Genomic DNA, 26495 nt, shown 5'->3' on the forward strand with positions numbered 1-26495 from the left:
GATTTCAAAGGAGGCCAGTTATGGCGAAAACATTTTTTATCCCAAATAAAGATAGTATTCTAGGACAACAGGAGGTCTTGACTGCCAAGTCCATCTTGGCCTTGGTGGAGGGCTTGGAGTCACACAGTTATGATGCAGTCTATCTCCGTCAACCCCTCAATCGTCTCGAGTATATCGAGTGTGGGATTGTAGGCCAGTCGCAATTTCTTTTCAAAATCAACTATGCGGATAGCCGAAAAGGCTATCAAGTGGTGATTCCAGACTTCCTTACCAGAGCAGACTGGGAGATTGTAGAAGCTCTCCTCCAAGCCCTATCGAGTAAGTTGGGGCAAGTGGTAGAAGGGTTAGAAGGGTTTGAGTTTGAAGCTTATTTCCGACAAACGGTCAAGCAATATTTAGCGGATAAGGCGGTTCGTTTAGTATATTGCCAAGGACTCTTGTCGCCTATCTATCTCAACAAGGAATACCTCGAGAGCTTTTTGGCTGAGGATGGATTGGCACGTTTTGAAGAGCTGGTCAAGAAGGTTCAAGGATCTGATGCCTACCTTGCCAGTGTGAAATTTTACCCAGACGCCCAAGGCAAGGTGCACGGTATCTATCACCTAGCCCAGGGAGTCAAGACGATTTTGCCAAAGGAACCCTTTGTACCAGCTCCTTATACCGAGCAGCTGGCAGGCAAGGAGCTTGTTTGGGAGATTGACCTAGTGGCGATTTCTGGTGATGGCTCAAAAGTAGAAGACTATGAAGCCATCGCCCGCTTGGATTATGAAAAATTCCTAGAGTCACTACCAAAAGCATTTTACCAGCAATTAGATGCTAATCAATTAGAAGTACAACCCATACTAGGACAAGATTTTGAAGGATTGGCAACTATCAAGTAGACACGGTTCAAAAAAAGAGTAAACATAAAAATCCCTGTCATTAACAAATGGCAGGGATTTTGGTTAAAAGAATGTCAGGATGCGAAGGTAGTCAACTGTCAGCGCGAGCTCTGCAATGAAGAAGGGTAAGAGAATAGCGCCATCAAGTAAGACAGCTAGCAAGAAACGATAAAATGGGTCAAGGCTACTAGCCTTACTTGGCTTGCTAATCACAAAGAGATTGCCAAGGGCAAAGATGGTCATGCTTAGAAGAGTGAGGATGCCAGCGAATCGCAAGCCGCCAAAAAGTGCAAAGAAACTTGCTAGAGCCGTTAAGACAAGCGGGATAGCAAAGAGTCGGCTGTAACGATCGCAAGCTTCTTGGAATGTGAAGTCGCTCTCCTGGTCCAGTACACGTCGGACAGTAAAGCCTCCCAAAATGATGGAAAAGTAAAATAGAGCGCTAGCGACCAAGATAGAAAGTCCAGCAAAGAGATCTAAAGGTGGGAGCTGGTTAGGTAAACTATTGGCAATAGAGGCCATATAGCCGTAGTAGAGGTGCTTGATATGATAGATACTAAAGAAAAGGTTGATTGACGACAGCAAGGTGAGCAGGGCAAAGACACTGTAACGATGCTTTTGGTCCGTAGTCTTGCTGGCAGTTGGTTCTTGGATAGCATCCAGCAGCCAAGTCCAAAACAGTGCGATTTCTTCTTTGAATCTGGCTGTTTTACGAGGGTCAATATCTGGGATATAGGGGCTTTCTAAAGCCTTGCTGAGGATACTTTTCTCTTTTGCAGGGTTTTCTTGCTTGTGTTCCTCTTCAGTTTTCCCTTCTCCCTCTTCCTCGGTTTGGGTTTCCTCAGTCATTTCGGGAGCTTCCTCCTCATGCTTTTCCGACTCTTTAGGTGAGACAGATGTTTCTTGGCTTACTTGTAGTTCGGTCTCCACAGTTTCTGAAGTCTCAGGCTCGTTGGGCTGGATTTCTGATTTTGTCTGAGGTGATTTCTTCTCAAGATCGGCACTTTCAAACCATTCTTGTGTCATGGTGGAACCTCCTTTTTTATGGTCGTTTTCTATCTTTAGACTAGCAGATGAAAGCGTTTTTGTCAATGATTTCTAGATGGAGAAGAGTGCTCTTCTTTAGGTAGGTAGATATCCTGGTTGGCTTTTGCAATGAGCAGGTCCTTGACATCTGCTTTGTCTGTCTTGTAGGGGTTGGCAAGTTCATTCTCTTTTTGTCCACGATGTTCTTCTTTGGGTTTATGATAGATACCACCATGCTGAGAAGAAAGATCTAGATTGATACGGTCAGTCTCTTTCTGGGAGAGAATGAGTTGTAGAGTTGAATAAGCCTCTAGCTCGACCTTGCCGTGAACTTGGATATTTTCAGCATAGATGTGTGCTCCCTCCGTCTTGACCTGACTATCTGTCAATTCGGCATCAAAGATATTGATGATATGAGATGCCGTTAATGTGCTGTTCTTGATAGAACTTTCTGTTAGTCTTAAGAGATAGCCTTTTGTTTTGATGGTTGCATTTTCAAGGTTGGCTTGACGAATATTAGTTTGTCCACGATTGGCTGAGACGGTGATAGCTTGCAGCTTTCTTCCTTTGGGTAGGGAGAGAACGACTTCGTCAAAACGATTAGAATAGTTGCTGGCGATACGAAGTAGGCTTTCGATTCCTGAACCGAGAAAACGATGTTGGGAGGCTTGTTTGTCAGTGACGCTCAGTGTTTTGTCACTCATACCAGTAGTCAAATCGTGACGACCAGATACGGAAGGATGATAGGTGATATGGATCTTGTCATCTACAGACTCTGTGATGGTTAGGCTGTGTTCTTCAAGGGTCAAATCAAGTTTTTCCACTTCGCTTCCAAAGGTCACTTCTTCGATACGATTGTCATAGACGGGGTCTTTTGACATGGCAAGCAAACTTTGAATACCATTGGACTGGGCGCCTACAATGATCATGATAAAACCAAGGATTGTAGAAACCACACCAAAGATGAGAAATCCTTTTGTCAATTTACGCATGTCTGTCACCTCTCTTTCCTTTTTTAAGAATCCATTGCACCAAGCGGACGATTAGGAGACCAAAGAAACGGGCTACATAGGAGATACCTAGTAGAACAAGAGAAGAAGCACCGATAGAAAGCAAACCGGCCCCAAAAATCAAGATAAAGGCAGATTTGGCTTCGACTAGGACGCTAAAGCTCTCTACGATAAAAAGTCCACCTAGCAGGATACCCGTCACAGAGACGGTAAAGAAGGCTAGAATGACGGAGGCAGCCGCGATAATAATACCGATGATGGCCATGAGGATGCCAATCCCGACCGGAATTCCGATAGGAGCTACTAGCAGGGCCAGGAGGGCAATATGTAGCAGTTGGCGGTCATTCTTTTGAGCAGGGGCTTCATTGACTTTTTTATCGAGAAGATCAGAGAGGACATCATGGGCAGCTTCTTTTGGAGTGCCTAGACTGGCAATGAGTTCCTCTTCGCCCTCTGGGCCTGCATCGTCAAATAGTTCCTTAAAGTAGTCCATAGCTTCAATGCGGTCAGCTTCGGGCAGTTTATGGAGATAGGTTTCTAACTGAGTCAGATAGTCAGTTCTTGTCATGGCGGATACTCCCTTCTATGATGCCGTTGACGGTGTCGGTATAGAGCGTCCACTCTTCCTTTAGAGTAACGAGCTGCTCTACGCCCCGATTGGTCAAGGAATAGTATTTGCGCATACGCCCCTGAAACTCTCTAGAGTAGGTGGTCAGAAAGCCACTGGCTTCCAATTTTTTGAGAATGGGATAGAGCGTAGATTCTTTGATATTGGCGATGAGCTTAATGGTTTGACTAATCTCATAACCATAAGAATCCCCCTGCTCCAGTACAGCCAAGATGAGAAACTCGATCAAGGCAGAGGATGTTGGGAAGTACATGGGAAACCTCCTTAATATTATATAAAAATTTTATATATACTCTTTTCAAATATATTGTATCTCAAGTTGAAAGCCCTGTCAAGAAATATGTGTAAAAATTTTACATATAAAAAAACTCCTAGTAAAAACTAGAAGTTTAAGGGATTTTATCAGCCTTTATCTAAATTTTATCGTAGATTTCTTATACTTAATTTCCTTATCTAAAAGTTTTAATAAAGGAGTCACGTACTCAGGATTCGGAAACTTAGGACCGAAAATGATCTCACCGATTTGAATGGAATTTTTTCGTTCTACATAAAGTTTACCTACTCCAGAAGTTTTATCAATTTTGATTTCCTTATTGCTAGGATCTAGGTTGGAATAGCGTAAGATACGAAGTTCGTTTTCATATTTGTAATCGACAGATTTAAATAAGTAGCGAATCTCTTCTATACACTCAGCAATAGCATCTTGATAGTTCTTCTCCGTAACTTTTGAACCACTATCTAGTTTTTTCTTTAAACTATTCAACATTTTTGCTAAATCTTCTATTTCGGACTTACTAAATAGTTCAGTTTGCTCAAGTTCTATATCTTCACCTATATTTTTAACGTAGGCTATTCTATAGAGATAATCACTATCCCCTTTTGGTACATTCTCTTTTTTTTCAGATTTCGACCTTTTTTCTTCATCTTTAACAGCTACAGTTGGTTTAATATTATTTAATTCATTTGGCGAGCCTTTTAAATCGTACGATAGAGTAGATTCTATCTTACTCATTGTCTCTACTAAGGGGATGGCCTCTTTACGCCAAGAAACATCATTGAAGGAAGTAAATCTAGAAAAATCATCTTCACGAAGTACCAGACAAACACCTTTAGCATCATCACCATACTGGGACCACATGGCCAGATCATCCGTTTTGTTTGTAAAACTCATTAAAAACCATGAGCTTGGTTCTAAGATATCTCGTCTATCTAAGCCTAATATCTTTTCTATGACGATTCCTTCCTCAGGATCATTCATATAATTTGCATTATACAAGCGAGTTTTTCCAGATACTGAAAAATCCTCCTTATCAGTCCTCTCTTGATCTAACATAATTTGGAGAGTGCTCCCCTTGGTGTAATGGCCAAATTTAAGCTCCTGATTTTTATCTTCACCTTTTAGCCCAAGGTGATACTTGATTTTTTGAACAAGTTGATAAATAGATAGCAAGTTCTTTAGTTCACTCGAGTCTTCTTTATAATGCTTTGCCCATGTTTGTAAAACAGCATATTTAGTATTCTTTAAAAGACCTTCTCTTAGGATAAAGTTGAATAGCTTGTACTCATCACTGTCACAAACATTATCATTACTAAAAAATAAATCATCAAAATTTTGTAACATAAATTTGGAAAATTGTTCATAGAGATTTTTAATTGTCTCTGTGGTTTGAAGACGTTCACTTAACTCTTTTTGGTGTTCAAATAAGCTTGCTAAGACCATACTATATATAAAAGCAATTTCTTCAGATTCTTGGAAGGGTTCATGTTCATGCAATTCCTTTAATTTCTTAGCAGTAGCCTCCCACTCATTCAACACAGTTTGCTCGGTTGATAAATTGAACAAAATCATAGCATACTGCAAAGCAATATCAGGCGATTCAGGGAATTGTTGCTGCACGACTTGTAATTTCTCAGCAGTAGTCTCCAATTCTTTCAATTCAGTCTGCTTGCTTGATAAGTTAACCAAAATCATGGCATACAGCAAAGCTATATCATGTGAATCATAGAATTGTTGTTGCACGATTTGTAATTTCTCAGCAGTAGTTTCCAGCTCTTTCAATTCAGTCTGCTTGGTTGATAAATTGAATAAAATCATAGCATACTGCAAAGCAATATCAGGCGATTCAGGGAATTGTTGCTGTACGACTTGTAATTTCTCAGCAGTAGTTTCCAGCTCTTTCAATTCAGTCTGCTTGCTTGATAAAGAAAACAAAATCATAGCATACGGTAAAGCTATATCAGGCGATTCAGGGAATTGTTGCTGTACGACTTGTAATTTCTCAGCAGTAGTTTCCAGCTCTTTCAATTCAGTCTGCTTGCTTGATAAAGAAAACAAAATCATAGCATACGGTAAAGCTATATCAGGCGATTCAGGGAATTGTTGCTGTACGACTTGCAATTTCTCAGCAGTAGTTTCCAGCTCTTTCAATTCAGTCTGCTCGGTTGATAAGTTGAACAAAATCTTAGCCAATGCTTCTGCCATATCAGGTGAGTCTGGAAAGTATTGCTGCACGACTTGTAATTTCTTAGCAGTAGTCTCCAATTCTTCCAATTCAGTCTGCTTGCTTGATAGATTAACCAAAGTCCTAGTATACGGTAAAGCAATATCATGTGAATCATGGAATTGTTGTTGCAATTTCTGTAATTTCTCAACAGTAGCCTCTCGTTCTTTCAATTCAGTCTGCTCGGTTGATAAGTTGAACAAAATTTTAGCCAATGCTTCTGCCATATCAGGTGAGTCTGGAAAGCATTGCTGCACGACTTTTAATTTCTCAACAGTAGCCTCTCGTTCTTTCAATTCAGTCTGCTTGCTTGATAAATTGAACAAAATTCTAGCATACGATAAAGCTATATCATGTGAATCATGGAATTGTTGTTGCACGACTTTTAATTTCTCAACAGTAGCCTCTCGTTCTTTCAATTCAGTCTGCTTGTTTGATAAATTAACCAAAATCATGGCATATAGCAAAGCAATATCATGTGCATCGTAGAATTGTTGTTGCACGACTTTTAATTTCTCAGCAGTAGTCTCTAGCTCTTTTAATTCAGTTTGCTTGGTTGATAAATAAAACAAAGTCATAGCATACCGCAACGCAATGTCTTCTGATTCAGGGTATTGTTCATAAATTGTTCTTGCCTTTTCTGCTAGAGCTTCACGGCTAGCCTTATCTGTCGCCTTGGCTGATAAGTTAAGGAGCTTATTTAACTCTGCTAAACTCTCTTCCAAATTGTATTTCTGTTCATTCATTCTGTACACCTCATTTAAAATAGTAGCTATCTTATGAACTAATGTATTTTTCCTATGACAATTAGTTTCTATACATCTTATTATATCAAAAATGCCATCTTTCTGCTAACAGATGGATGGTGCTTCTTGTTGGTATAAGCACCAAAAAAGCCAGACAGTGTCTGGCTTTGCATTGTTTATATCTGAGAAGTATTTTAGAAAAATTAAAGAATCTTATCAGCCCGATCCACCATAAAGAGTGAGACGGTCATGATGATATCAACAGCTAGTAGGGCAAGAACCGCTGGAACCCAAGATTGGAAAAGATCAAAACTGTAACCAAACAAGGTAGGACCAAAGGCCGCCAAGATGTAGCCCCCTGTTTGCGCAAGTCCTGATAGCTGGGCCGTCTTTTCAGGAGAACTGGTTTTAAGAGAAAAGCAAACCATGAGATAAGGAAAAAGAGCGCTACAGGCAGTCCCAATCAAGAGGTGAGCGACTAGCCAGTAGAGGAAGTTGTTGCTTGGATACAAGAGCATGGCAATTCCTGTCATCCCAGCGATAGAGATAATTGCCAGCATGATTCGACGGTGACCATCTGATAGACGAGTCGTTAGACTTGGAACAGTCATTGAAAAAGGAATGCTGATCAGTGAGAAAATAGAAGCGAGGAGAGCCGCATCACTATTAGAAAGACCAGCACTAATAGCCATAGTTGGCAACCAGGTCATACTTGTATAAAAGAGCAAGGACTGAAGACCACCAAAGACAATGATAGCCCAGACATCTTTACTTTTTAGAATATTCTCTTTGACTTGCTTTTCTTTCTGGCTTTCTAGGTGGTGGTTGTGGCGATGATTTGGCAACCAGACTAGCAGAGTGACTAGACAGAGAAAGCTGAGAACGAGGATGAGGCCCTTCCAAGAACTAGCTTGGGTGATAGGGACCGAAAGATAAGAAGCGATGGCTGTCGAAATTCCCATGGCAGTGACATAGAGAGTTGTTAGGAAACTAATCTTTTGAGGCTGATTTGCCTGGATCATACTTGGGAGGAGTACATTGAAGATCGCAATGCTTGCTCCCACAATTAGGGTCCCTAGATAGAGAAGGGGAAGATTGAAAATCCGAATGACAGAGCCAACAGTTAAGAGGAGGAGACAGTAAGTAAAGAGGTGTTCCAACCCGATTTTTTGTGCCAAGCGGCTCGCAAAAGCAGAGAAAAGAGCAAACATCAAGAGAGGGAGACTGGTTAAAATCCCAAGTGAGCTGACCTCCACTCCTAGTCCCTGAGCGATATCTCCTAAAATAGTTGGAAGAGCAGTAAAAGGAGAGCGTAAAACGGTCCCGATTAAGACAATTCCTAGAACAAAAAAGAGTGATTGTTTTTTCATAAAAACCTCGATAGGATGATTTTAATAACAGCTTATTTTAAGGTTTTTTCCTTATAATGTCAAGTAATGATAGCCAAGACAGTTCAATCAATGGAAGTGAAAATATAGTGAAAAGTGACAGATTTCTTTACTAGAATTTTCCTTGATTTGATATAAAAATAGGAAACTAGGAGAATTTGTGATAAAATAGTGGAAGGAAATCTATACATTGGAGAAAAACTGTGCCTGAAAAGCAAAAAATCAGCGTCTTGATGTCGGTCTATGTAAAGGAAAATCCGACGTTTTTAAGAGATGCTATCAAAAGTGTTCAAAACCAGACCTTGAAACCGAGCGAACTTGTTCTTGTTGAGGATGGGCCGCTCACACCCGAACTCTATCAGGTGCTAGATGAAGTGGAAGCTCAGTCAGACATTCCAGTTAAACGGTGCCCCTTAGAAGAAAATCAAGGTTTAGGCTTGGCTCTTCGATACGGTGTTTTACAGTGCCAGTATGACATTATTGCCCGCATGGATACGGATGATTTAGCTGTTCCGGATCGTTTTGAGAAACAGCTTCAGCTAATGGAGAAAGAAGATCTCGATCTCTTAGGCGGGCATATCGCAGAGTTCATTGACAATCCAGATGAGATTGTGTCTTATCGTCGTGTTCCAACTCAGCATGCAGACATTGTGGCTTATCAGAGAATGAGAAGCGCCTTTAACCATATGACAGTCATGTTCAAAAAGAGCATGGTCCTCAAGGCAGGCAACTATGAAGATGGCCTTTACATGGAGGATGACCTCCTTTGGCTCAATATGATTGCTGCAGGTGCCAAGACTGGGAACCTAGATCAAATCTTGTGTAAGGTTCGTGTCGGTGCAGGGATGTTTGAGCGTCGAGGTGGCTTGCGTTACCTCAAACTCTATCGTCAAGCTCGCCAACGGATGCTTGAGCGAGGGCAAATTTCTTACATGGAATATGCTAAAAGTGTAGCCATTCAGGCAATTGTTGCACTTTGTCCAGGATTTGTACGTCAGTTTATCTTCGTCAAACTTTTAAGAAAGAGAAAGTAAGCCCCGATAGACTGAATGATTCAGGTTATCATAACAACAGTATCATCTGACTCTTTTAAGGGGGAGTAAATTCCTATGAATAAAAAACTAACAGATTATGTGATTGATCTGGTTGAAATTTTAAATAAACAGCAAAAACAAGTGTTTTGGGGGATATTCGATATTCTGAGTATGGTGGTTTCCATCATCGTATCTTATATCTTGTTTTATGGCCTTATAAATCCTGCGCCTGTGGATTACGTGATCTACACTCTTTTAGCCTTCCTCCTCTATCAAATCATGATTGCGTTTTGGGGGCTAAATGCTAGTATTAGTCGTTATAGCAAGATTACGGATTTCATGAAAATCTTTTTCGGAGTGATGCTCAGCAGTGTTCTTTCTTATGGAATCTGCTATGCCTTTCTTCCATTGTTTTCTATCCGTTTCATCGTACTCTTCATTTTGTTGAGTACCTTCCTCATCTTGCTTCCTCGTATCACTTGGCAGCTGATTTATTCTAAGCGCAAGCAAGGTAGTGGAGATGGAGAGCATCGCCGTACCTTCTTGATCGGTGCTGGTGATGGTGGCGCCCTCTTTATGAACAGCTACCAACATCCAACTAGCGACCTTGAGCTAGTGGGGATTTTGGATAACGATGAAAAGAAAAAGGGACAAAAACTAGGTGGGATCCCAGTTCTGGGCTCTTATGATAATCTACCTGAATTAGCTAAACGTCACCAAATCGAGCGTGTCATCGTAGCGATCCCTTCGCTTGACCCATCAGAGTACGAACGCATCTTGCAGATGTGTAATAAGCTAGGCGTCAAATGTTACAAGATGCCTAAGGTTGAGACAGTCGTTCAAGGACTCCATCAACCAGGTAGTGGTTTCCAAAAAATTGATATCACAGACCTTTTGGGCCGTCAGGAAATTCGTCTCGACGAATCGCGTCTGGGTACTGAGATTACAGGCAAGACCATCCTGGTGACAGGGGCAGGTGGTTCGATTGGTTCAGAGATTTGTCGTCAGGTTAGTCGCTTTAATCCCGAGCGTATTGTCTTGCTTGGACATGGTGAAAACTCAATCTATCTCGTTTATCATGAATTGATCCGTACATTCCAAGGGATTGATTATGTTCCTGTTATTGCAGATATTCAGGACTATGACCGACTCTTGCAGGTGTTTGAGCAGTACAAACCAGCCATTGTCTACCATGCTGCTGCCCACAAGCACGTTCCGATGATGGAACGCAATCCAAAAGAAGCCTTCAAAAACAATATCCTCGGAACTTACAATGTTGCCAAGGCTGTGGATGAGGCCAAAGTGCCTAAGATGGTCATGATTTCGACTGATAAGGCGGTCAATCCACCGAATGTTATGGGTGCAACCAAGCGCGTGGCAGAATTGATTGTCACTGGCTTTAACCAACGCAGCAAATCAACCTACTGTGCAGTTCGTTTTGGGAATGTTCTCGGTAGTCGTGGTAGCGTGATTCCTGTCTTTGAACGTCAGATTGCTGAAGGCGGTCCTGTAACGGTGACAGACTTCCGTATGACACGTTACTTTATGACCATTCCAGAGGCTAGCCGTCTAGTAATCCATGCTGGCGCTTATGCCAAGGACGGAGAAGTCTTTATCCTCGATATGGGCAAACCAGTCAAGATCTATGACTTGGCTAAGAAAATGGTTCTTCTAAGCGGACACACTGAAAGTGAAATTCCAATCGTTGAGGTCGGTATCCGCCCAGGAGAAAAACTCTATGAAGAACTCTTGGTTTCGACCGAATTGGTTGATAACCAAGTCATGGACAAGATTTTCGTTGGTAAGGTTAACGTCATGCCTCTAGAAGCCATTGATCAAAAGATTGAAGAATTCCGTTCACTCAGCGGAGATGAGCTCAAAAAAGCCATCATTTCCTTTGCAAACGAAACAACTCATGCTGAGTAAGAGTGTCCATCTACCTTCATAATGAAACAACTATCGCCAGTTTTCTGAGAGAATCAGAAAGCTGGTTTTTATAAATAGAGAGTAGAGAACATCGGATCTTTCAAAGGTTTAATAAGCGCAACTATTCAAGGGACGATGTTATGTGATCTATTAGGAGAGTGATTTCAGACAATCTAAAAACTACCTCTTTTTTAAGCTGGTAACATAACTTTGCGAAATAAGTATTAAAATCAAAAGGAGATTTTTGTATGCTGAGTGCTATTAGGAGTTTTTTCAAAGGCTATGCAAATTTTTCTGGTCGTTCCACACGTCCAGAATTTTGGTGGGTTTGGCTGCTAAATATGATAATTTTCTTGCCCGCCTACTACTCACTTTTTACTGGAGTAGAATCTGATAAAGCCATCAGGAATATTGCGGTCTTCAGTATGTGTATTATTTTGTTTATAATAGAGTTTGTTCCTCTACTAGCACTGATAGTACGTCGCTTACGAGATGTGGGTATCCATTGGGCCTATATTTTTATTGTATTTGTTCCTTTGGGTGCAATAACACTGCTCGTTATGCTCGCTATGCCAAGTCAACGATTTGGAGAAAAAGTGATAGAGAATAGTGAAAAAGATAAAGAGAATACGGAAGACTCTCGGTTTGAAGAAATGGTACGAAAATATTAAGATATTTTTACTCTATTTAAAAACGTCTGAGTCGCTTCGCTGCTTACGAGACGCTGGTTTCCACTGGGCCTTTATCTTCATTGCTTTGGTTCCTCTCGTTGGACCGATTGCGCTTATTGTCATGCTTGCTTGGCCAAGTAAGAAGGATGAAGATACAGATACTGAAGAACAGGATCAAATTACTGCTTAAGCATGGAGTTGATTCCTTCTGATAGTAACAATATATAAAAAATACTCCTCAACCTAGTTCACTAGTGTTAGGAGTATTTTTGTATGTTGTATTATTTATAGTTGCTTAATGATATCATCAATGGTACGGGCAATCCAGTCAGGCTGATAGCTGAGCAAATCAGCTTCTTCTCCAAATCCCCAAGTAACAGCGAACTTTTTAATGCCAGTTTCTTGGGCTCCAATCATGTCAAACTTGGTGTCTCCGATGATGAGGACTTGGTCTGCAGGAAGTTGATGCATTTGCAAGGCGTAACGGATGACATCCGCCTTGTGTGGCGTTTCAGGACTAGAGCCGTAAATGCCGTCAAAGAAATGATGGATTCCCAGATTTTTAGTCATATCCTGGGCAGTCGGAGTATTCTTTGTTGTAGTGATGTAGAGAGGGTAGTTTTGTGAAAGTTCTTGGAGTAATTCCGTTATTCGGGGGAAGAGTTGGGCTTCGTGGATCCCTTTTTCCTTGTAGTAAGAGCGGTATATCTGGACGGCCTCAGAGATTTGTTCCTGGGGAAGGCATGTTGCAAAACTACTTTCAAGGGGCGGTCCCATAAAACCACGAATGGTTTTGGCATCAGGGCTTGGAACTCCTAGCTTTTTAAAGGTATGGGTAAAGGCATTGTGGATCCCGAGGGAACTGTCAACCAGGGTTCCGTCTAGATCAAAAAAGATTGCTGAGATAGAGGGCATAGTTTCTCCTAATAGATATAGATAAGCTTATTCTCCGAAGATTTCTTTTTGTAGGCGGCGACCAGTAGGTGTGGCGGCGAGTCCACCCTCGGCCGTTTCACGAAAGGCAGTTGGAAGACTCGATCCGACTTGGTACATGGCATCGATGACTTCGTCAACAGGGATCTTAGACTCGATACCTGCCAAGGCCATGTCTGCTGCGATAAAGGCAAAGCTGGCTCCCATGGCATTGCGCTTAACACAGGGAACTTCAACCAAACCAGCGACGGGGTCGCAGATGAGGCCCAGCATATTTTTAATGACAAAGGCGATGGCTTGACTAGCCTGATAGGGAGTTCCACCTGCAGCCAAGGTCAAGGCTGCGGCACTCATGGCAGAGGCAGAGCCAACTTCGGCCTGGCAGCCACCTTCAGCGCCTGAGATAGAGGCATTGTTTGCGATGACTAGTCCAAAGGCACCAGCAGCAAAGAGGAAATCCAGCTGTTCTTCGTGGCTGAGGTCAAGTTTTTGGATAGCAGCAGTGAGAACGGCTGGCAGACAGCCGGCACTTCCTGCGGTTGGAGTAGCGCAGACCAAGCCCATCTTCGCATTGTGTTCATTGACCGCGATGGCATTACGGGCTGCTGATAGGATGGTAAGGTCCGACAAGGCCTTTCCACTTTTGAGATGGCGGTCTAGTTTGGCCGCGTCTCCACCCGTTAGGCCACTACGGGATTTGTTTTCACTGAGGCCGAGCTCGACAGAGGCTTTCATGACTTCTAGATTGCGTTCCATGAGGAGGAGAACTTCTGGCCGTTCCCGACCGGTTAGTTGATATTCTGTCGCAATCATGAGTTCTGCGACATTTCCTTGGAAGTCTAGATCCGCCTGCTCGACCAATTCTTTGATAGAATAAAACATGTTTCCTCCTACTTAAAGAAATTGACATTGTGGAGATGAGGGATTTTTCGGATTTCTTCAATCGCCTCTTCGCAACTTCGACTATCGACTTCGATAATCATAATGGCTTTTTCTCCAGCTTTTTCTCGAGTCACATTCATCTGAGCGATGTTGATATCGAAACGAGAGAGGGCTTCAGTAACATGGGCAATCATACCTGGAACATCTTGATGCACGATGATGATGGTCGGTGTGTTCATGTTGAGAGAGACAGCAAAGCCGTTAAGTTCCGTAACTTGGATATTTCCTCCACCGATGGAAATTCCTGTCACACTAATGGATTTGTGTTCATTCTTCACAGTAATTTTAGTGGTATTAGGATGAGGGGCATTGCTGTCTTTCTGAATGGTCCAGACAATCTTGATACCACGTTTATGGGCAATCTCTAGGCTATTTGGAATGTCGGGATCGTCCGTATCCATACCTAATATACCAGCGACGAGAGCAAGGTCGGTTCCATGACCACGGTAGGTTTTGGCAAATGAATTAAATAATTGGAATTCGACTTCTGTCGGCGTATCGTCAAAGATGGAAGAGACGATTTTCCCGATGCGAACAGCTCCAGCTGTGTGGCTACTTGATGGGCCAATCATGACAGGTCCGATAATGTCAAAGACAGATTGAAAACGAAGTGAGTGCATCTGTTTCCCCTTACAAAGATTCTTATATCTATTATATCAAAGAATGGACCTCCGCGCTTATTTCCCTTATCAAAAGCTTAAAATGATTAAAGATAGTATAAAATAAGGTCTTTTGTGACAAAAACCTCCTTAAAACGGTAAATATAAAACATTTTTGTAATATTTCTACATAAAACCGTTAAACAACGGTAACATTTAAAAGGTATCATAGATATATCCAATGGAAGGAGAATTTTTAGATATGTCATTAACAACTAAAAAAATTAAAACAACTATCGCAGGAGTAGCAACTTTGCTTGCTTTCTTTGCTCCATCACTTGCATCTGCCCAAGAAACTGTAACTTACACAGTTAAATCAGGTGATACTCTTTCAGAAATCGCTGAGAAGTACAACACAACTGTTGAAAAATTGGCAGCAAAAAACAACATCAAAGATATTCACCTTATCTATGTTGACCAAGTTTTGGTTATCGAAGGAACAGCTCCATCGACAGCAACTGCAACCGCTGCAGCTTCAGCAACAACTTATGAAGCACCAGCAGCTGCGGAAGAAACTGCAGAAGAAGTAACTGAAACAACAACCTATGAAGCGCCAGCTGCACCTGCAACTCCAGCAGCAGAAAGCAACACTGCAGCAGCTTCTACTGTAAGTGGTTCTGAAGCAGAAGCCAAAGAATGGATCGCTCAAAAAGAATCAGGCGGTAGCTACACTGCTACAAACGGACGTTACATCGGACGTTACCAATTGACAGATTCATACTTGAACGGTGACTACTCAGCTGAAAACCAAGAACGTGTAGCAGATGCCTACGTTGCAGGACGTTACGGTTCATGGACAGCTGCCAAGAACTTCTGGCTTAACAACGGTTGGTATTAAGAACTAGCTAACAGAAAAATATGTAAAAGTCGAGGAAATCCCTCGACTTTTTTATATTTCCTTTGGTTGATGATAGGTCTCTACTTCTTTTTTGAGATGAGATAGCATGGAGGTTTCATCGGTTAGTTCCAGAAGGGAGAAACCTTTTTGGATAAGTTTAGAATCATCCGTACAAATCCCAATACGGACATAGCAGATAGCAAGCCTATCGTAGCTTTTCTTGTTCTTGGCATCTTCTAGTAAAGTATAGCATATTTGTTTACACATATTTCTATCTTGATTGTATAAGTAAATGGTGGAGAGGTTGAGTAGGATTGCCATTCGCAAGTCATATAAATGTTGATAGTTTTTATAGACTTCTAAGCGTTGCAAGATTTTTCCAGTGATGAGATGGATATGTTCTATAGGAAAGGTAAAGAGAATGGTATTGAGAATTTTTAAGTCATTCTCGTACCAAGTGTCCTGCTTTTCTATCTTCTTCCATAGCTTCTTTACAGTATTGTTAACTTCGATTGACAGTTTTTTAGTCCCATTTTGGCGAATATAGATAACAATTTCTAGCATATCTCGTATCTCTTTGATGGGGAGATCGTGGTGAGTTTTGAGGTAGTCTTGACATTTTTGAAATAGTTTTTCGAGTTCATTAGTCCCTAGGATTGAGCTCATATTGAGATAGGTTTGCATAATTTCTGTGCGTTGACTTGGTTGATAAAGTTGACAGATATATTCAAACTCTTCAAAACTCATATTGACTTGTCGGAGAAGAAACTCCATATTCTCATATTTAGGAGTTGTTTTCCCGCTTTCGATTTTTGATAGGCTGGTTCTTGAAAGGACGCTACCACAGACATCTTCTTGGGTTAATCCTTTTGACTCACGTATTTCTTTATAAACATTTCCAAAATCGTAGCGCATGATCTCCTCCTTGTTCGTGAAAAAAGTTAACAGAAAATAGAAACTGATTAAAAATATTGTATCATAGTAGTATAAAAAGTAAAAAAGAAATCTAAAATAAATTTGTGAAAAAAGGGAATAAATTCTACGACTAAGATGATAAAGTACTAAGGAGGTACTTTTATGAAAAAAATCAGTAATTTCTGTATGTTACTCCTGCTTTTGTGTACCACTTTTTTTGTTTTTAATATAAACTACACACGAGAAGTGGTGCGGATTCGGGAAATGGGAAAGACTGTAGATTCTTTGGATTTGTATTTGAAAGATATTAATGAACCTGCAGCATCTGTTCTTCGATTTTTTGAGGATGTATCAAAGGAGTATAAAGTCTCCATCATCAAAACAGACAGTGGTGATGAGGTGGTCAAGTCTGGTGTTTTTGATAAAGATACCTTTCCCTACCAAGAGTTTGGGATTTCTTCTCTTGATTTTACCACAGATGGTGAGGGAGTTTACAGTAATAAAGAAATTTCCAATAAACTTGGTACGATTCCGACTTTTCTAAAAGCCAAGCCTATTCAGCTTATGACTTTTCAAACCTATATCAAGGATACATCTCGTAGTTTAAATGGTCGCTATACGATAACTTCTACACAAGAGATGGACAAGGATAGGATTGTACAGAAATGGAGCGATTTTTTCAAGATAGACCAGGCTACCTTGCTAGAGCCGACCTATAAAAGTGCAGTGGAAGTCATAAATCGAGATTTGCTTTTATCTGCCATTGTTTTTGTCTTGGCTATTTTACTTCTTGTGTTAGTGACAGTGTATCAACCGATGATGGATATGAAAAGAGTTGGGGTACAAAAATTACTGGGTTTTCAAGATCGGGCTGTTTTAGCTGATGTTGTGAAAGGCAACCTCTACCTCCTCCTAGGTGGGGCGCTTGTGATCAATCTAGGAGTATGTTTCTTGCTTGATTACAAGCCAAAAGATTTGTTCCCAATGTTATGGTTGTCGCATTTTTTGCTTTTGCAACTTTATCTCTTTATCAGTTGGTTGACTTACCTCTTAATTCAAAAAATGACAATCAGCTCTTTGCTGAAAGGTTTTTCATCTTTCAAATTTAGTCTACTCTTTAATTATTTGATGAAAATTGGAACTACTATTTTACTGACAGTCTTGCTAGTTGGGGTAGGAAAAAGTTTGGAGCAAGAAAACAAAGAGTTGGATTACCAGAAACAGTGGATCAGTCAAGGAAATTATCTGACCTTAGAAACTTTCCAACTCAATGATAACCTGTGGCAAGAGCAGTTGGCAGGCTCAGGGCAAGCAGTGGATTATTTCTATCGATTTTATCAGGATTTGGTAGAAAAAACGCAGGCGGGCTATGTGCAAAGTAGCAGTCTTCCTGTAAAAAATTTTGTCAAATCAGAACAGATTCAGCAATATCAGTTAACAGATACGGTGGATGTTTACTATGCTAATCGCAATTTTCTAAAGAGCAAGGGATTCAAGTTACCCGATACCAGCACTAAAAAAGTTATTTTGATGCCAGCAAGTACGAAAGGTGAAGAAGAGAAAAACCAGCTCTTGGGGAAGTTGATTACCTATCAATCAATGAAGTATGAAGAGCAGCAAAAACGAACGATAGAGGAGGTGGATGTCGAGATTGCCTATTATGAAGGAGATTGGTCATTTTTCCCATATAGTGATAAGCGAAAGGAAAATCTCTACAATCCAATTATTAGCTTGGTCAATGATTCTGATATGATGTGGGATGAAAAAGCTTCCCTGTCAACAACAGGTTTAAATAATCCCATTAAAATCGAAAATACGGTTCAACATCAAAAAGAGATTACAGAGTTAGTTGAGAAATTGTCAGATGGGAACTATCTTAAGTTTTCATCTATTCAAGCCATTCAACAAGAGAAAGTAGATTCTTATCGAGATGCTGTTCGGAATTTTAATCTACTCTTTGCTTTGTTTGGTCTCCTTAGTATGATGATTTCCTACTTCTTACTAGTAACAACTTTCTTGTTGAAGCGAACAGATATTATTACCAAGAAGTTTATGGGCTGGAAATTGATAGATCGCTACCGTTCCTTGCTGGGTCTTCTATTAGCTGTCTATAGCCTCCCTTTTATGGCCTTGCTATTCTTTGCTCATGCTCTTTTTCCACCCTTGCTTTTCGCAGGATTTACATGCTTAGATATTCTGTTTGTACTTTTCTTGAGCTCTAAGATGGAAAAACGAAATGTGGCGCAGTTATTGAAAGGGGACATCTTATGATAAAGTTGGAAAATATTACGAAAACCATTGGAAAAAAAGTTATTTTGGAGAACTTATCTCTGAAGATTAACCAAGGGGACTTAGTTGCGATAGTTGGAAAGAGTGGTAGTGGCAAGTCAACCTTATTAAATCTATTGGGTTTGATAGATGGTGATTATAGTGGGCATTATGAAATTTTCGGTCAGAAAAATGTACCTGTCAATTCTGCTAAGTCGCAAGCGATTATCCGCGAACACATTTCCTATCTGTTTCAAAATTTTGCTCTGATTGATAATGAAACAGTAGAGTATAATCTCATGCTTGCTCTAAAGTATGTGAAATTGTCCAAGAAAGATAAAGTTAAAAAGATAGAAGAAATTTTAGAGAGAGTGGGCTTGTCGTCAACCCTATATCAGAAGGTTTCAGAGTTATCTGGAGGGGAACAGCAACGAATCGCAGTTGCTAGAGCCATTTTAAAACCGAGTCAGCTCCTTTTAGCAGATGAACCAACCGGTTCTCTAGATCCTGAAAATCGAGATTTGGTTTTAAAATTTCTCTTAGATATGAACAAGGAAGGGAAAACGGTCATTATCGTTACCCACGATGCCTATGTAGCTCAACAATGCCATCGAGTCATTGAATTGTGAAAGAGAATGTGGCGAGTTCATTGATCTCTTCATCTTACCTGTAATTGGGTAATTGTATTTTTAAAATTCAAATAGTATAAATAAGCTTATTATATGTAAAAATATATCATATAATAAGCTTTTTCTTGATTAAAATGAAATAAAATACAGTTTTTTCTTGACAAACAAGGATGAGAAGAGTATTATTTATACAATAATGAGGTATAAAAATAAAAGGAGGCTCTTCTATGAATAAAGTGAAGAAGGTGTTGATGACGATGTTTGGTTTGCTTATGTTTCCCTTATTATTTGCTTGTAGTAACACTCAATCCCAAGGTGTTGAAGCCATTAAAGCTAAAGGAAAATTGGTGGTGGCACTAAATCCAGAGTTTGCTCCATTTGAATACCAGAAATTGGTCGATGGGAAAAATCAGATTGTAGGTTCAGATGTTGAGCTCGCCAAAGCCATCGCAAAGGAACTGGGTGTAGAAGTGGAGTTCTCTCCAATGAGTTTTGACAATGTACTGGCTAGCCTTGATTCAGGTAAGGCCGATCTTGCCATATCAGGTGTTTCTAAAACGGAGGAGAGAAGTAAAGTTTACGATTTTTCAATTCCCTACTACACTTCGAAAAATAAGGTTATCGTAAGAAAATCTGAATTAACGAATTACCAATCAGTCAAGGATTTGGCTCAGAAAAAGGTTGGAGCGCAGAAAGGTTCTATCCAGGAAACTCTGGCCAAAGAAACCTTGCAGAATGCTTCTCTCGTTTCACTTCCTAAAAATGGAAATTTGATAACAGATTTAAAATCAGGGCAACTGGATGCGGTTATCTTTGAGGAACCAGTGGCAAAAGGATTTGTAGAGAATAATCCAGACCTAGCCATCGCTGAGTTTGATTTTGACAATGACAAGGAAGATTCCTACGCTGTTGCGATGAAAAAAGATAGTAAAGAATTAAAAGAGGCGGTTGACAAAACCATCCAGAAGTTGAAGGATTCTGGGGAGTTGGACAAATTGATTGACGATGCATTTAAAGCCTCTATCGAAAAATAGAAAGAAGGATGAGAAATGAGTAAGGAAAAAGTTATTTTAGCCTATTCAGGTGGATTAGATACATCAGTTGCTATTACATGGTTAAAAAAAGACTATGATGTGATCGCTGTTTGTATGGATGTGGGTGAAGGAAAAGATTTGGAGTTCATCCATGATAAAGCTCTCAAGGTTGGGGCTATTGAGTCTTATGTCATTGATGTTAAGGAAGAATTTGCTAATGACTATGTTTTAGTGGCCCTTCAGGCTCATGCCTACTATGAACAGAAGTATCCCTTGGTATCTGCTCTGAGTCGCCCTCTTATTTCAAAAAAACTCGTTGAAATAGCTCATCAGACGGGGGCAACTACAATTGCCCATGGTTGTACAGGCAAGGGAAACGACCAAGTTCGGTTTGAAGTCTCTATTGCAGCTTTGGATCCCAATTTAAAGGTAGTTGCACCTGTTCGTGAGTGGAAATGGTCTCGTGAAGAAGAAATCCAATATGCCAAAGAAAACGGCGTTCCAGTTCCAGCTGACCTTGACAATCCTTACTCTGTCGATCAAAATCTTTGGGGACGTGCAAATGAATGTGGTGTCTTGGAAAATCCTTGGAACCAAGCGCCAGAAGAAGCATTTGGAATCACATCTTCTCCAGAAGAGGCACCAGACAGTCCAGAATTTATTGACATTGAGTTTAGTTGCGGGGTGCCTATCTCCCTCAATGGAGAGAAGATGAAAGTGGCTACTTTGATTCAAAAGCTAAATGAAATTGCAGGCAAACACGGTGTTGGTCGTATTGACCATGTGGAAAATCGCCTAGTCGGTATTAAGTCAAGAGAGATTTATGAGTGTCCAGGTGCTGTGACTTTATTGGCAGCTCATAAGGAGATTGAGGACTTGACTCTTGTGAGAGAAGTGGCTCATTTCAAACCTATTATCGAAAATGAGTTGTCCAATCTCATCTATAATGCCTTGTGGTTTAGCCCAGCAACTCAGGCTTTGATTGCCTATATCAAGGAGACACAGAAAGTTGTCAATGGAACTGCAAAAGTTAAACTCTATAAGGGAAACGCTCAGGTAGTAGCGCGGAAATCTCCAAATTCTCTTTATGATGAAAATTTGGCGACTTATACTAGTGCGGATACTTTTGACCAAGATGCGGCTGTTGGATTTATCAAGCTTTGGGGGCTTCCGACTAAGGTTTATTCAGAAGTTCAGAAAAATGTTGAGTAGTGATGCGATAGAAAGGGACGACAGGATATGCCGAAAAATACAAAATTATGGGGTGGTCGATTTGAAGGCACTGTGGAAGAGTGGGTAGAACAGTTCGGTGCGAGTATTTCCTTTGATCATCAGCTGGCGAAATTTGATTTGATGGGTTCCCTAGCTCATGTTCAAATGCTAGGACAGACTGGCATTTTGAGCTTGGAAGAGGCAGAGCAGATCCAAGATGGTCTGCAAGCTTTGTTGCGAGATTTAGAGGCAGGAGAGCTTCATTTTGATATTGCAAATGAAGATATTCATATGAATATGGAAGTGTTGCTGACAGAGAAAATTGGTCCTCTGGCTGGGAAACTACACACGGCTCGTTCTCGGAATGACCAAGTCGCAACGGATATGCACTTATATCTAAAGGAGCAGCTTGGCCATGTCTTGGATAAGTTGGCGAATCTGAACAGTGTTTTGCTGGATTTGGCTGAAAAACATGTGGAAACCATCATGCCAGGTTATACTCATTTGCAACATGCCCAACCGATTAGTTTTGCCCATCATCTCATGGCTTATTATAATATGTTCCAAAGGGATAGCGAGCGCTTTGCATTTAACTTGAAACATACGGACCTATCTCCACTGGGTGCGGCTGCCTTAGCGGGGACAACTTTTCCAATCGATCGTCAATTATCGAGTGATTTATTGGGTTTCCAACAACCCTATACCAATTCCTTGGACGCAGTGAGTGACCGTGATTTTATCTTAGAATTTCTGTCAAATGCCAGCATTTTGATGATGCATATGAGTCGTTTTTGTGAGGAAATCATCAATTGGTGCAGTTTTGAGTATCAGTACATTAGCTTGTCTGATAGCTTTTCAACGGGTTCATCTATCATGCCCCAGAAGAAAAATCCTGATATGGCGGAATTGATTCGAGGGAAGACAGGCCGAGTTTACGGGAACTTGCTTGGGCTATTGACCGTCATGAAGTCTTTGCCTCTGGCTTACAATAAGGATTTGCAAGAGGACAAGGAAGGCATGTTTGATACAGTAGAAACGATTTTAAATTCTCTGGATGTGTTGGCAGGTATGCTATCGAGCATGCAGGTTAATAAGGCCAAAATGCAGCAATCCACAGAGAATGATTTTTCGAATGCGACCGAACTGGCAGATTATTTGGCTGAAAAAGGACTCCCTTTTAGAGAAGCGCATGAAATTGTAGGGAAATTGGTTCTAGACTCTATCAAGCATGGTAAAAACATCCAAGATTGGGATTTGGAGGAGTTGCAAGCCTACCATCCCTTGATTGAAGAGGATATTTATATCTACTTGCGTCCAGAAACCGCTGTTCGGAGACGGAATTCCTTAGGAGGAACCGGCTTTGAGCAAGTGAAATACCAGATAGAACAAGCGAAGAAAGAACTTAAAGGGGAAAATTGATTCGTTTGCAAAGGAAGAAAGAGAGGTTGAGATGATTTATCAGCCTCTTTCTTGTCTTCTCCAACCAAGCGTGTTATAATGAATACTGCTCAAGCGACCTTCAATCGTTAAAGCACACACGACCTTCAATCGTGAATAAACGAATAGATGGGAGACTTACCATGAGTGATAACTCTAAAACACGTGTTGTTGTGGGGATGAGTGGTGGTGTTGATTCGTCGGTGACGGCTCTCTTGCTCAAGGAGCAGGGCTACGATGTGATCGGTATCTTCATGAAGAACTGGGATGACACAGACGAAAACGGCGTCTGTACGGCGACCGAAGATTACAAGGATGTGGCTGCAGTGGCAGACCAGATTGGCATTCCTTACTACTCTGTCAATTTTGAAAAAGAGTACTGGGACCGCGTTTTTGAGTATTTCCTAGCGGAATACCGTGCAGGGCGCACGCCAAATCCAGACGTTATGTGTAACAAGGAAATCAAGTTCAAGGCCTTTTTGGATTATGCTATGACCTTGGGTGCAGACTATGTAGCGACTGGGCATTATGCTCGAGTGGCGCGTGATGAGGATGGCATCGTTCACATGCTTCGTGGCGTGGACAATGGCAAGGATCAGACCTATTTCCTCAGTCAACTTTCGCAAGAACAACTCCAAAAAACCATGTTCCCACTGGGACATTTGGAAAAGCCTGAAGTTCGCAGACTCGCAGAAGAAGCAGGACTTGCGACTGCTAAGAAGAAAGACTCGACAGGGATTTGCTTTATCGGAGAAAAGAACTTTAAAAACTTTCTCAGCAACTATCTGCCAGCTCAGCCTGGTCGCATGATGACTGTGGATGGTCGCGATATGGGTGAGCATGCCGGCCTTATGTACTATACGATTGGTCAGCGTGGCGGACTCGGTATCGGTGGCCAACACGGTGGTGACAATGCCCCTTGGTTCGTTGTCGGAAAAGATCTAAGCAAGAATATCCTCTATGTCGGCCAAGGTTTTTACCATGATTCGCTTATGTCAACCAGCCTAGAAGCCAGTCAAGTTCATTTTACTCGTGAGATGCCAGAGGAATTTACGCTAGAATGTACGGCTAAATTCCGCTACCGTCAGCCTGATTCTAAGGTGACAGTACATGTCAAAGGAGATAAGGCAGAGGTCATCTTTGCGGAACCGCAACGCGCCATCACACCAGGACAGGCAGTTGTCTTTTACGATGGCGATGAGTGTCTCGGTGGCGGTTTGATTGATAATGCTTATCGAGATGGACAGGTTTGTCAGTACATTTAGATTGACAAATTTTCTCAATTTGCTACAATAATAAAAGCAATAGAAATGATGGTCAAAGCTCATGGATGTTGCAGGCTTTTTTGTCCTGCACTTCTTTGGAGTTTTGACTGTTTTTGTGTCGTTTAAGGGAAAGGATAAAAATGACTCAACAAGACTTTCGGACAAAAGTAGGAAATACTGTTTTTGGTGTTCGGGCGGCAGCCTTGATTCTCCAAAATGGCAAGCTCCTAGTCACCAAAGATAAGGGCCAGTATTACACTATTGGCGGTGCGATTCAAGTCAATGAAAGCACGGAAGACGCGGTAGTCCGTGAAGTGAAGGAAGAACTGGGTGTCAAAGCTCAAGCTGGGCAGCTAGCTTTCGTAGTTGAAAATCGTTTTGAACAAGACGGTGTTTCCTATCACAACATCGAGTTTCATTATTTGGTAGACTTGCTGGAAGATGCTCCATTGACCATGCAGGAAGATGAGAAAAGGCAGCCTTGTGAGTGGATTGACTTGGACGAACTCCAGAATTTCCAACTAGTTCCAGCCTTTTTAAAAACAGCTCTACCAGACTGGGACGGCCAACTAAGACACATTCATCTTGAGGAATAGGAGAGAAAATGACTTATAATTTTACGGAAGAATACGATATTATTGTAATTGGTGCGGGGCACGCGGGGGTAGAAGCATCCCTAGCAGCCAGCCGTATGGGTTGTAAGGTCTTGCTTGCGACCATCAACATTGAAATGCTGGCTTTTATGCCTTGTAACCCTTCTATCGGTGGCTCTGCCAAGGGGATTGTCGTGCGTGAAGTGGATGCCCTTGGTGGTGAAATGGCTAAAACCATTGACAAGACCTACATCCAGATGAAGATGCTCAACACTGGGAAAGGTCCAGCTGTCCGTGCCCTTCGTGCGCAGGCTGACAAGGAGCTTTACTCTAAGGAGATGCGCAAGACAGTTGAAAATCAAGAGAATCTCACCCTTCGTCAAACCATGATTGATGAGATTTTGGTGGAAGATGGTAAGGTTGTCGGTGTGCGTACAGCTACCCATCAAGAATATGCTGCTAAGGCTGTTATCGTGACGACAGGGACTGCACTCCGTGGGGAAATCATCATCGGAGACCTCAAGTATTCGTCAGGTCCTAACCACAGTCTGGCTTCGATTAACCTTGCTGACAATCTCAAGGAACTGGGACTCGAAATTGGTCGTTTCAAGACAGGAACGCCTCCACGTGTCAAGGCTTCCTCTATCAATTACGATGTGACAGAGATTCAGCCAGGAGATGAAGCGCCAAATCACTTCTCCTACACTTCACGTGATGAGGACTATGTCAAGGACCAGGTGCCATGCTGGTTGACCTACACCAACGGTACCAGTCATGAGATTATCCAAAACAACCTCCACCGTGCGCCTATGTTCACAGGTGTGGTCAAGGGAGTTGGGCCTCGTTACTGTCCATCGATTGAGGACAAGATTGTACGCTTTGCGGACAAGGAACGCCACCAACTCTTCCTAGAGCCAGAAGGGCGCAATACAGAGGAAGTTTATGTCCAAGGACTTTCAACCAGTCTGCCTGAGGATGTCCAACGTGACTTGGTTCATTCCATCAAAGGTTTGGAAAATGCTGAGATGATGCGAACTGGTTATGCCATTGAGTATGACATGGTCTTGCCTCATCAGTTGCGTGCGACACTAGAAACCAAGAAAATCTCAGGACTTTTCACAGCTGGTCAGACAAATGGTACATCTGGTTACGAAGAAGCTGCTGGCCAAGGGATTATCGCGGGTATTAATGCGGCTCTGAAAATCCAAGGCAAGCCTGAATTGATTTTGAAGCGCAGTGACGGTTATATCGGGGTCATGATTGACGACTTGGTGACCAAGGGCACCATTGAACCTTACCGTCTCTTGACCAGTCGAGCTGAATACCGTCTCATCCTCCGTCATGACAATGCAGATATGCGTTTGACCGAGATGGGACGTGAAATTGGTCTCGTTGATGATGAACGTTGGGCTCGTTTTGAAATCAAGAAAAATCAGTTTGACAATGAGATGAAACGTCTAGACAGCATCAAACTCAAGCCGGTCAAGGAAACCAATGCCAAGGTTGAGGAGATGGGCTTTAAGCCGTTGACAGATGCAGTGACAGCCAAAGAATTCCTTCGTCGCCCAGAAGTGTCTTACCAAGATGTAGTTGCATTTATCGGACCAGCTGCTGAGGACTTGGATGACAAGATTATCGAATTGATTGAAACAGAGATCAAGTACGAAGGCTATATTTCCAAAGCCATGGATCAGGTTGCCAAGATGAAACGCATGGAAGAAAAACGCATTCCAGCCAATATTGATTGGGATGATATTGATTCTATCGCGACAGAAGCCCGCCAGAAGTTCAAACTCATCAATCCAGAAACCATCGGCCAAGCTAGCCGAATTTCGGGAGTAAACCCAGCAGATATTTCTATTTTGATGGTGTATTTGGAAGGTAAAAATCGTAGTATTTCTAAAAATCAAGAAAAGAAAGCGTAGAAAAAACAGCTCCGAAGACGGTGCTGTTTTTTTG

At 41.5% G+C, this 26495-nt stretch carries 24 protein-coding genes; 14 read left to right on the forward strand and 10 right to left on the reverse strand.

Annotated elements, in window-relative coordinates; translation table 11 throughout:
- Window positions 1-20 precede the first annotated feature (20 nt).
- Window positions 21-881, forward strand: a complete 861-nt coding sequence (locus ACORHV_RS00430) for a DUF4299 family protein (protein WP_434398329.1) — start codon at window positions 21-23, stop codon at window positions 879-881.
- A 63-nt stretch (window positions 882-944) separates the two neighbouring features.
- Here the strand turns inward: ACORHV_RS00430 and ACORHV_RS00435 are convergent, their stop codons facing one another.
- The 6 genes from ACORHV_RS00435 to ACORHV_RS00460 all read right to left on the reverse strand — a co-directional run bounded on the left by ACORHV_RS00435 (window position 945) and on the right by ACORHV_RS00460 (window position 8162).
- Window positions 945-1907, reverse strand: coding sequence for a DUF6574 domain-containing protein (locus ACORHV_RS00435; protein WP_434398331.1), 963 nt, complete (start codon window positions 1905-1907; stop codon window positions 945-947).
- Between the two features lie 62 nt (window positions 1908-1969).
- The gene (locus tag ACORHV_RS00440) at window positions 1970-2899 is read right to left on the reverse strand and encodes a DUF4097 family beta strand repeat-containing protein (protein WP_434398333.1); all 930 of its coding nucleotides are present in this window, start codon (window positions 2897-2899) and stop codon (window positions 1970-1972) included.
- A complete protein-coding gene (locus tag ACORHV_RS00445; RefSeq protein WP_045592716.1) occupies window positions 2892-3485 on the reverse strand; it encodes a DUF1700 domain-containing protein in 594 nt (197 codons plus the stop codon). Before ACORHV_RS00445 ends, ACORHV_RS00440 begins: the two co-directional genes overlap by 8 nt.
- A complete protein-coding gene (locus ACORHV_RS00450; protein ID WP_000273860.1) occupies window positions 3472-3798 on the reverse strand; it encodes a PadR family transcriptional regulator in 327 nt (108 codons plus the stop codon). The genes ACORHV_RS00445 and ACORHV_RS00450 overlap by 14 nt, the downstream gene beginning before the upstream one ends.
- Before the next feature lie 156 nt (window positions 3799-3954).
- Complete coding sequence (locus tag ACORHV_RS00455) at window positions 3955-6792, reverse strand: DUF2971 domain-containing protein (protein WP_434398336.1); 2838 nt, start codon at window positions 6790-6792, stop codon at window positions 3955-3957.
- 203 nt (window positions 6793-6995) lie between these two features.
- Entirely contained in the window at window positions 6996-8162 is a 1167-nt protein-coding gene (locus ACORHV_RS00460; RefSeq protein ID WP_000744868.1) for a CynX/NimT family MFS transporter, read from the reverse strand.
- Window positions 8163-8383: 221 nt separating this feature from the next.
- Between ACORHV_RS00460 and ACORHV_RS00465 the strand changes: the two genes are divergently transcribed.
- The 4 genes from ACORHV_RS00465 to ACORHV_RS00480 all read left to right on the forward strand — a co-directional run bounded on the left by ACORHV_RS00465 (window position 8384) and on the right by ACORHV_RS00480 (window position 12001).
- Window positions 8384-9214, forward strand: coding sequence for a glycosyltransferase (locus tag ACORHV_RS00465; protein WP_001114302.1), 831 nt, complete (start codon window positions 8384-8386; stop codon window positions 9212-9214).
- A 75-nt stretch (window positions 9215-9289) separates the two neighbouring features.
- Complete coding sequence (locus ACORHV_RS00470) at window positions 9290-11140, forward strand: nucleoside-diphosphate sugar epimerase/dehydratase (RefSeq protein ID WP_001035729.1); 1851 nt, start codon at window positions 9290-9292, stop codon at window positions 11138-11140.
- Window positions 11141-11388: 248 nt separating this feature from the next.
- Entirely contained in the window at window positions 11389-11811 is a 423-nt protein-coding gene (locus ACORHV_RS00475) for a DUF805 domain-containing protein (protein ID WP_000947292.1), read from the forward strand.
- Window positions 11786-12001, forward strand: a complete 216-nt coding sequence (locus tag ACORHV_RS00480) for a hypothetical protein (protein WP_000759536.1) — start codon at window positions 11786-11788, stop codon at window positions 11999-12001. The genes ACORHV_RS00475 and ACORHV_RS00480 overlap by 26 nt, the downstream gene beginning before the upstream one ends.
- Before the next feature lie 95 nt (window positions 12002-12096).
- Here ACORHV_RS00480 and ACORHV_RS00485 read toward each other — a convergent pair whose 3' ends face one another.
- From ACORHV_RS00485 to sdaAB, 3 genes are read right to left on the reverse strand one after another with little or no spacing between them, the layout of a single operon-like run.
- On the reverse strand, window positions 12097-12726 hold the full coding sequence (locus ACORHV_RS00485) for an HAD-IA family hydrolase (protein WP_001139324.1): 630 nt from the start codon (window positions 12724-12726) through the stop codon (window positions 12097-12099).
- A 27-nt stretch (window positions 12727-12753) separates the two neighbouring features.
- Window positions 12754-13626, reverse strand: a complete 873-nt coding sequence (gene sdaAA, locus ACORHV_RS00490; RefSeq protein ID WP_000500035.1) for an L-serine ammonia-lyase, iron-sulfur-dependent, subunit alpha — start codon at window positions 13624-13626, stop codon at window positions 12754-12756.
- A gap of 8 nt (window positions 13627-13634) precedes the next feature.
- A complete protein-coding gene (gene sdaAB, locus ACORHV_RS00495) occupies window positions 13635-14306 on the reverse strand; it encodes an L-serine ammonia-lyase, iron-sulfur-dependent subunit beta (protein ID WP_000555868.1) in 672 nt (223 codons plus the stop codon).
- Between the two features lie 241 nt (window positions 14307-14547).
- On the opposite strand from sdaAB, the gene ACORHV_RS00500 reads away from it, so the two are divergent.
- Entirely contained in the window at window positions 14548-15183 is a 636-nt protein-coding gene (locus tag ACORHV_RS00500; protein ID WP_000060321.1) for a LysM peptidoglycan-binding domain-containing protein, read from the forward strand.
- Between the two features lie 51 nt (window positions 15184-15234).
- On the opposite strand, the gene ACORHV_RS00505 is transcribed toward ACORHV_RS00500, so the two are convergent.
- Complete coding sequence (locus tag ACORHV_RS00505) at window positions 15235-16098, reverse strand: helix-turn-helix domain-containing protein (protein ID WP_001268185.1); 864 nt, start codon at window positions 16096-16098, stop codon at window positions 15235-15237.
- A gap of 162 nt (window positions 16099-16260) precedes the next feature.
- Between ACORHV_RS00505 and ACORHV_RS00510 the strand changes: the two genes are divergently transcribed.
- From ACORHV_RS00510 to mnmG, 8 genes are all read left to right on the forward strand, one after another.
- Window positions 16261-18369, forward strand: coding sequence for a bacteriocin-associated integral membrane family protein (locus ACORHV_RS00510; protein WP_434398341.1), 2109 nt, complete (start codon window positions 16261-16263; stop codon window positions 18367-18369).
- Complete coding sequence (locus ACORHV_RS00515; protein ID WP_434398343.1) at window positions 18366-18995, forward strand: ABC transporter ATP-binding protein; 630 nt, start codon at window positions 18366-18368, stop codon at window positions 18993-18995. The genes ACORHV_RS00510 and ACORHV_RS00515 overlap by 4 nt, the downstream gene beginning before the upstream one ends.
- Before the next feature lie 227 nt (window positions 18996-19222).
- Window positions 19223-20029, forward strand: coding sequence for an ABC transporter substrate-binding protein (locus tag ACORHV_RS00520; RefSeq protein WP_434398345.1), 807 nt, complete (start codon window positions 19223-19225; stop codon window positions 20027-20029).
- Between the two features lie 15 nt (window positions 20030-20044).
- The gene (locus tag ACORHV_RS00525) at window positions 20045-21241 is read left to right on the forward strand and encodes an argininosuccinate synthase (RefSeq protein WP_434398347.1); all 1197 of its coding nucleotides are present in this window, start codon (window positions 20045-20047) and stop codon (window positions 21239-21241) included.
- 27 nt (window positions 21242-21268) lie between these two features.
- Window positions 21269-22660 (forward strand): argininosuccinate lyase, encoded by a 1392-nt coding sequence (gene argH / locus ACORHV_RS00530; RefSeq protein ID WP_434398349.1) that lies wholly within the window; start codon window positions 21269-21271, stop codon window positions 22658-22660.
- Between the two features lie 161 nt (window positions 22661-22821).
- A complete protein-coding gene (gene mnmA, locus ACORHV_RS00535; protein ID WP_007520866.1) occupies window positions 22822-23943 on the forward strand; it encodes a tRNA 2-thiouridine(34) synthase MnmA in 1122 nt (373 codons plus the stop codon).
- A gap of 140 nt (window positions 23944-24083) precedes the next feature.
- Window positions 24084-24539 (forward strand): NUDIX hydrolase, encoded by a 456-nt coding sequence (locus tag ACORHV_RS00540; RefSeq protein ID WP_414398231.1) that lies wholly within the window; start codon window positions 24084-24086, stop codon window positions 24537-24539.
- A gap of 8 nt (window positions 24540-24547) precedes the next feature.
- Window positions 24548-26461: a tRNA uridine-5-carboxymethylaminomethyl(34) synthesis enzyme MnmG gene (mnmG, locus tag ACORHV_RS00545; protein WP_000221903.1), complete on the forward strand. Its 1914-nt coding sequence runs from the start codon at window positions 24548-24550 to the stop codon at window positions 26459-26461.
- The last annotated feature ends 34 nt before the right edge of the window (window positions 26462-26495 follow it).

The sequence above is a fragment of the Streptococcus sp. KHUD_016 genome, from assembly GCF_051106465.1.
GTDB lineage: Bacteria > Bacillota > Bacilli > Lactobacillales > Streptococcaceae > Streptococcus.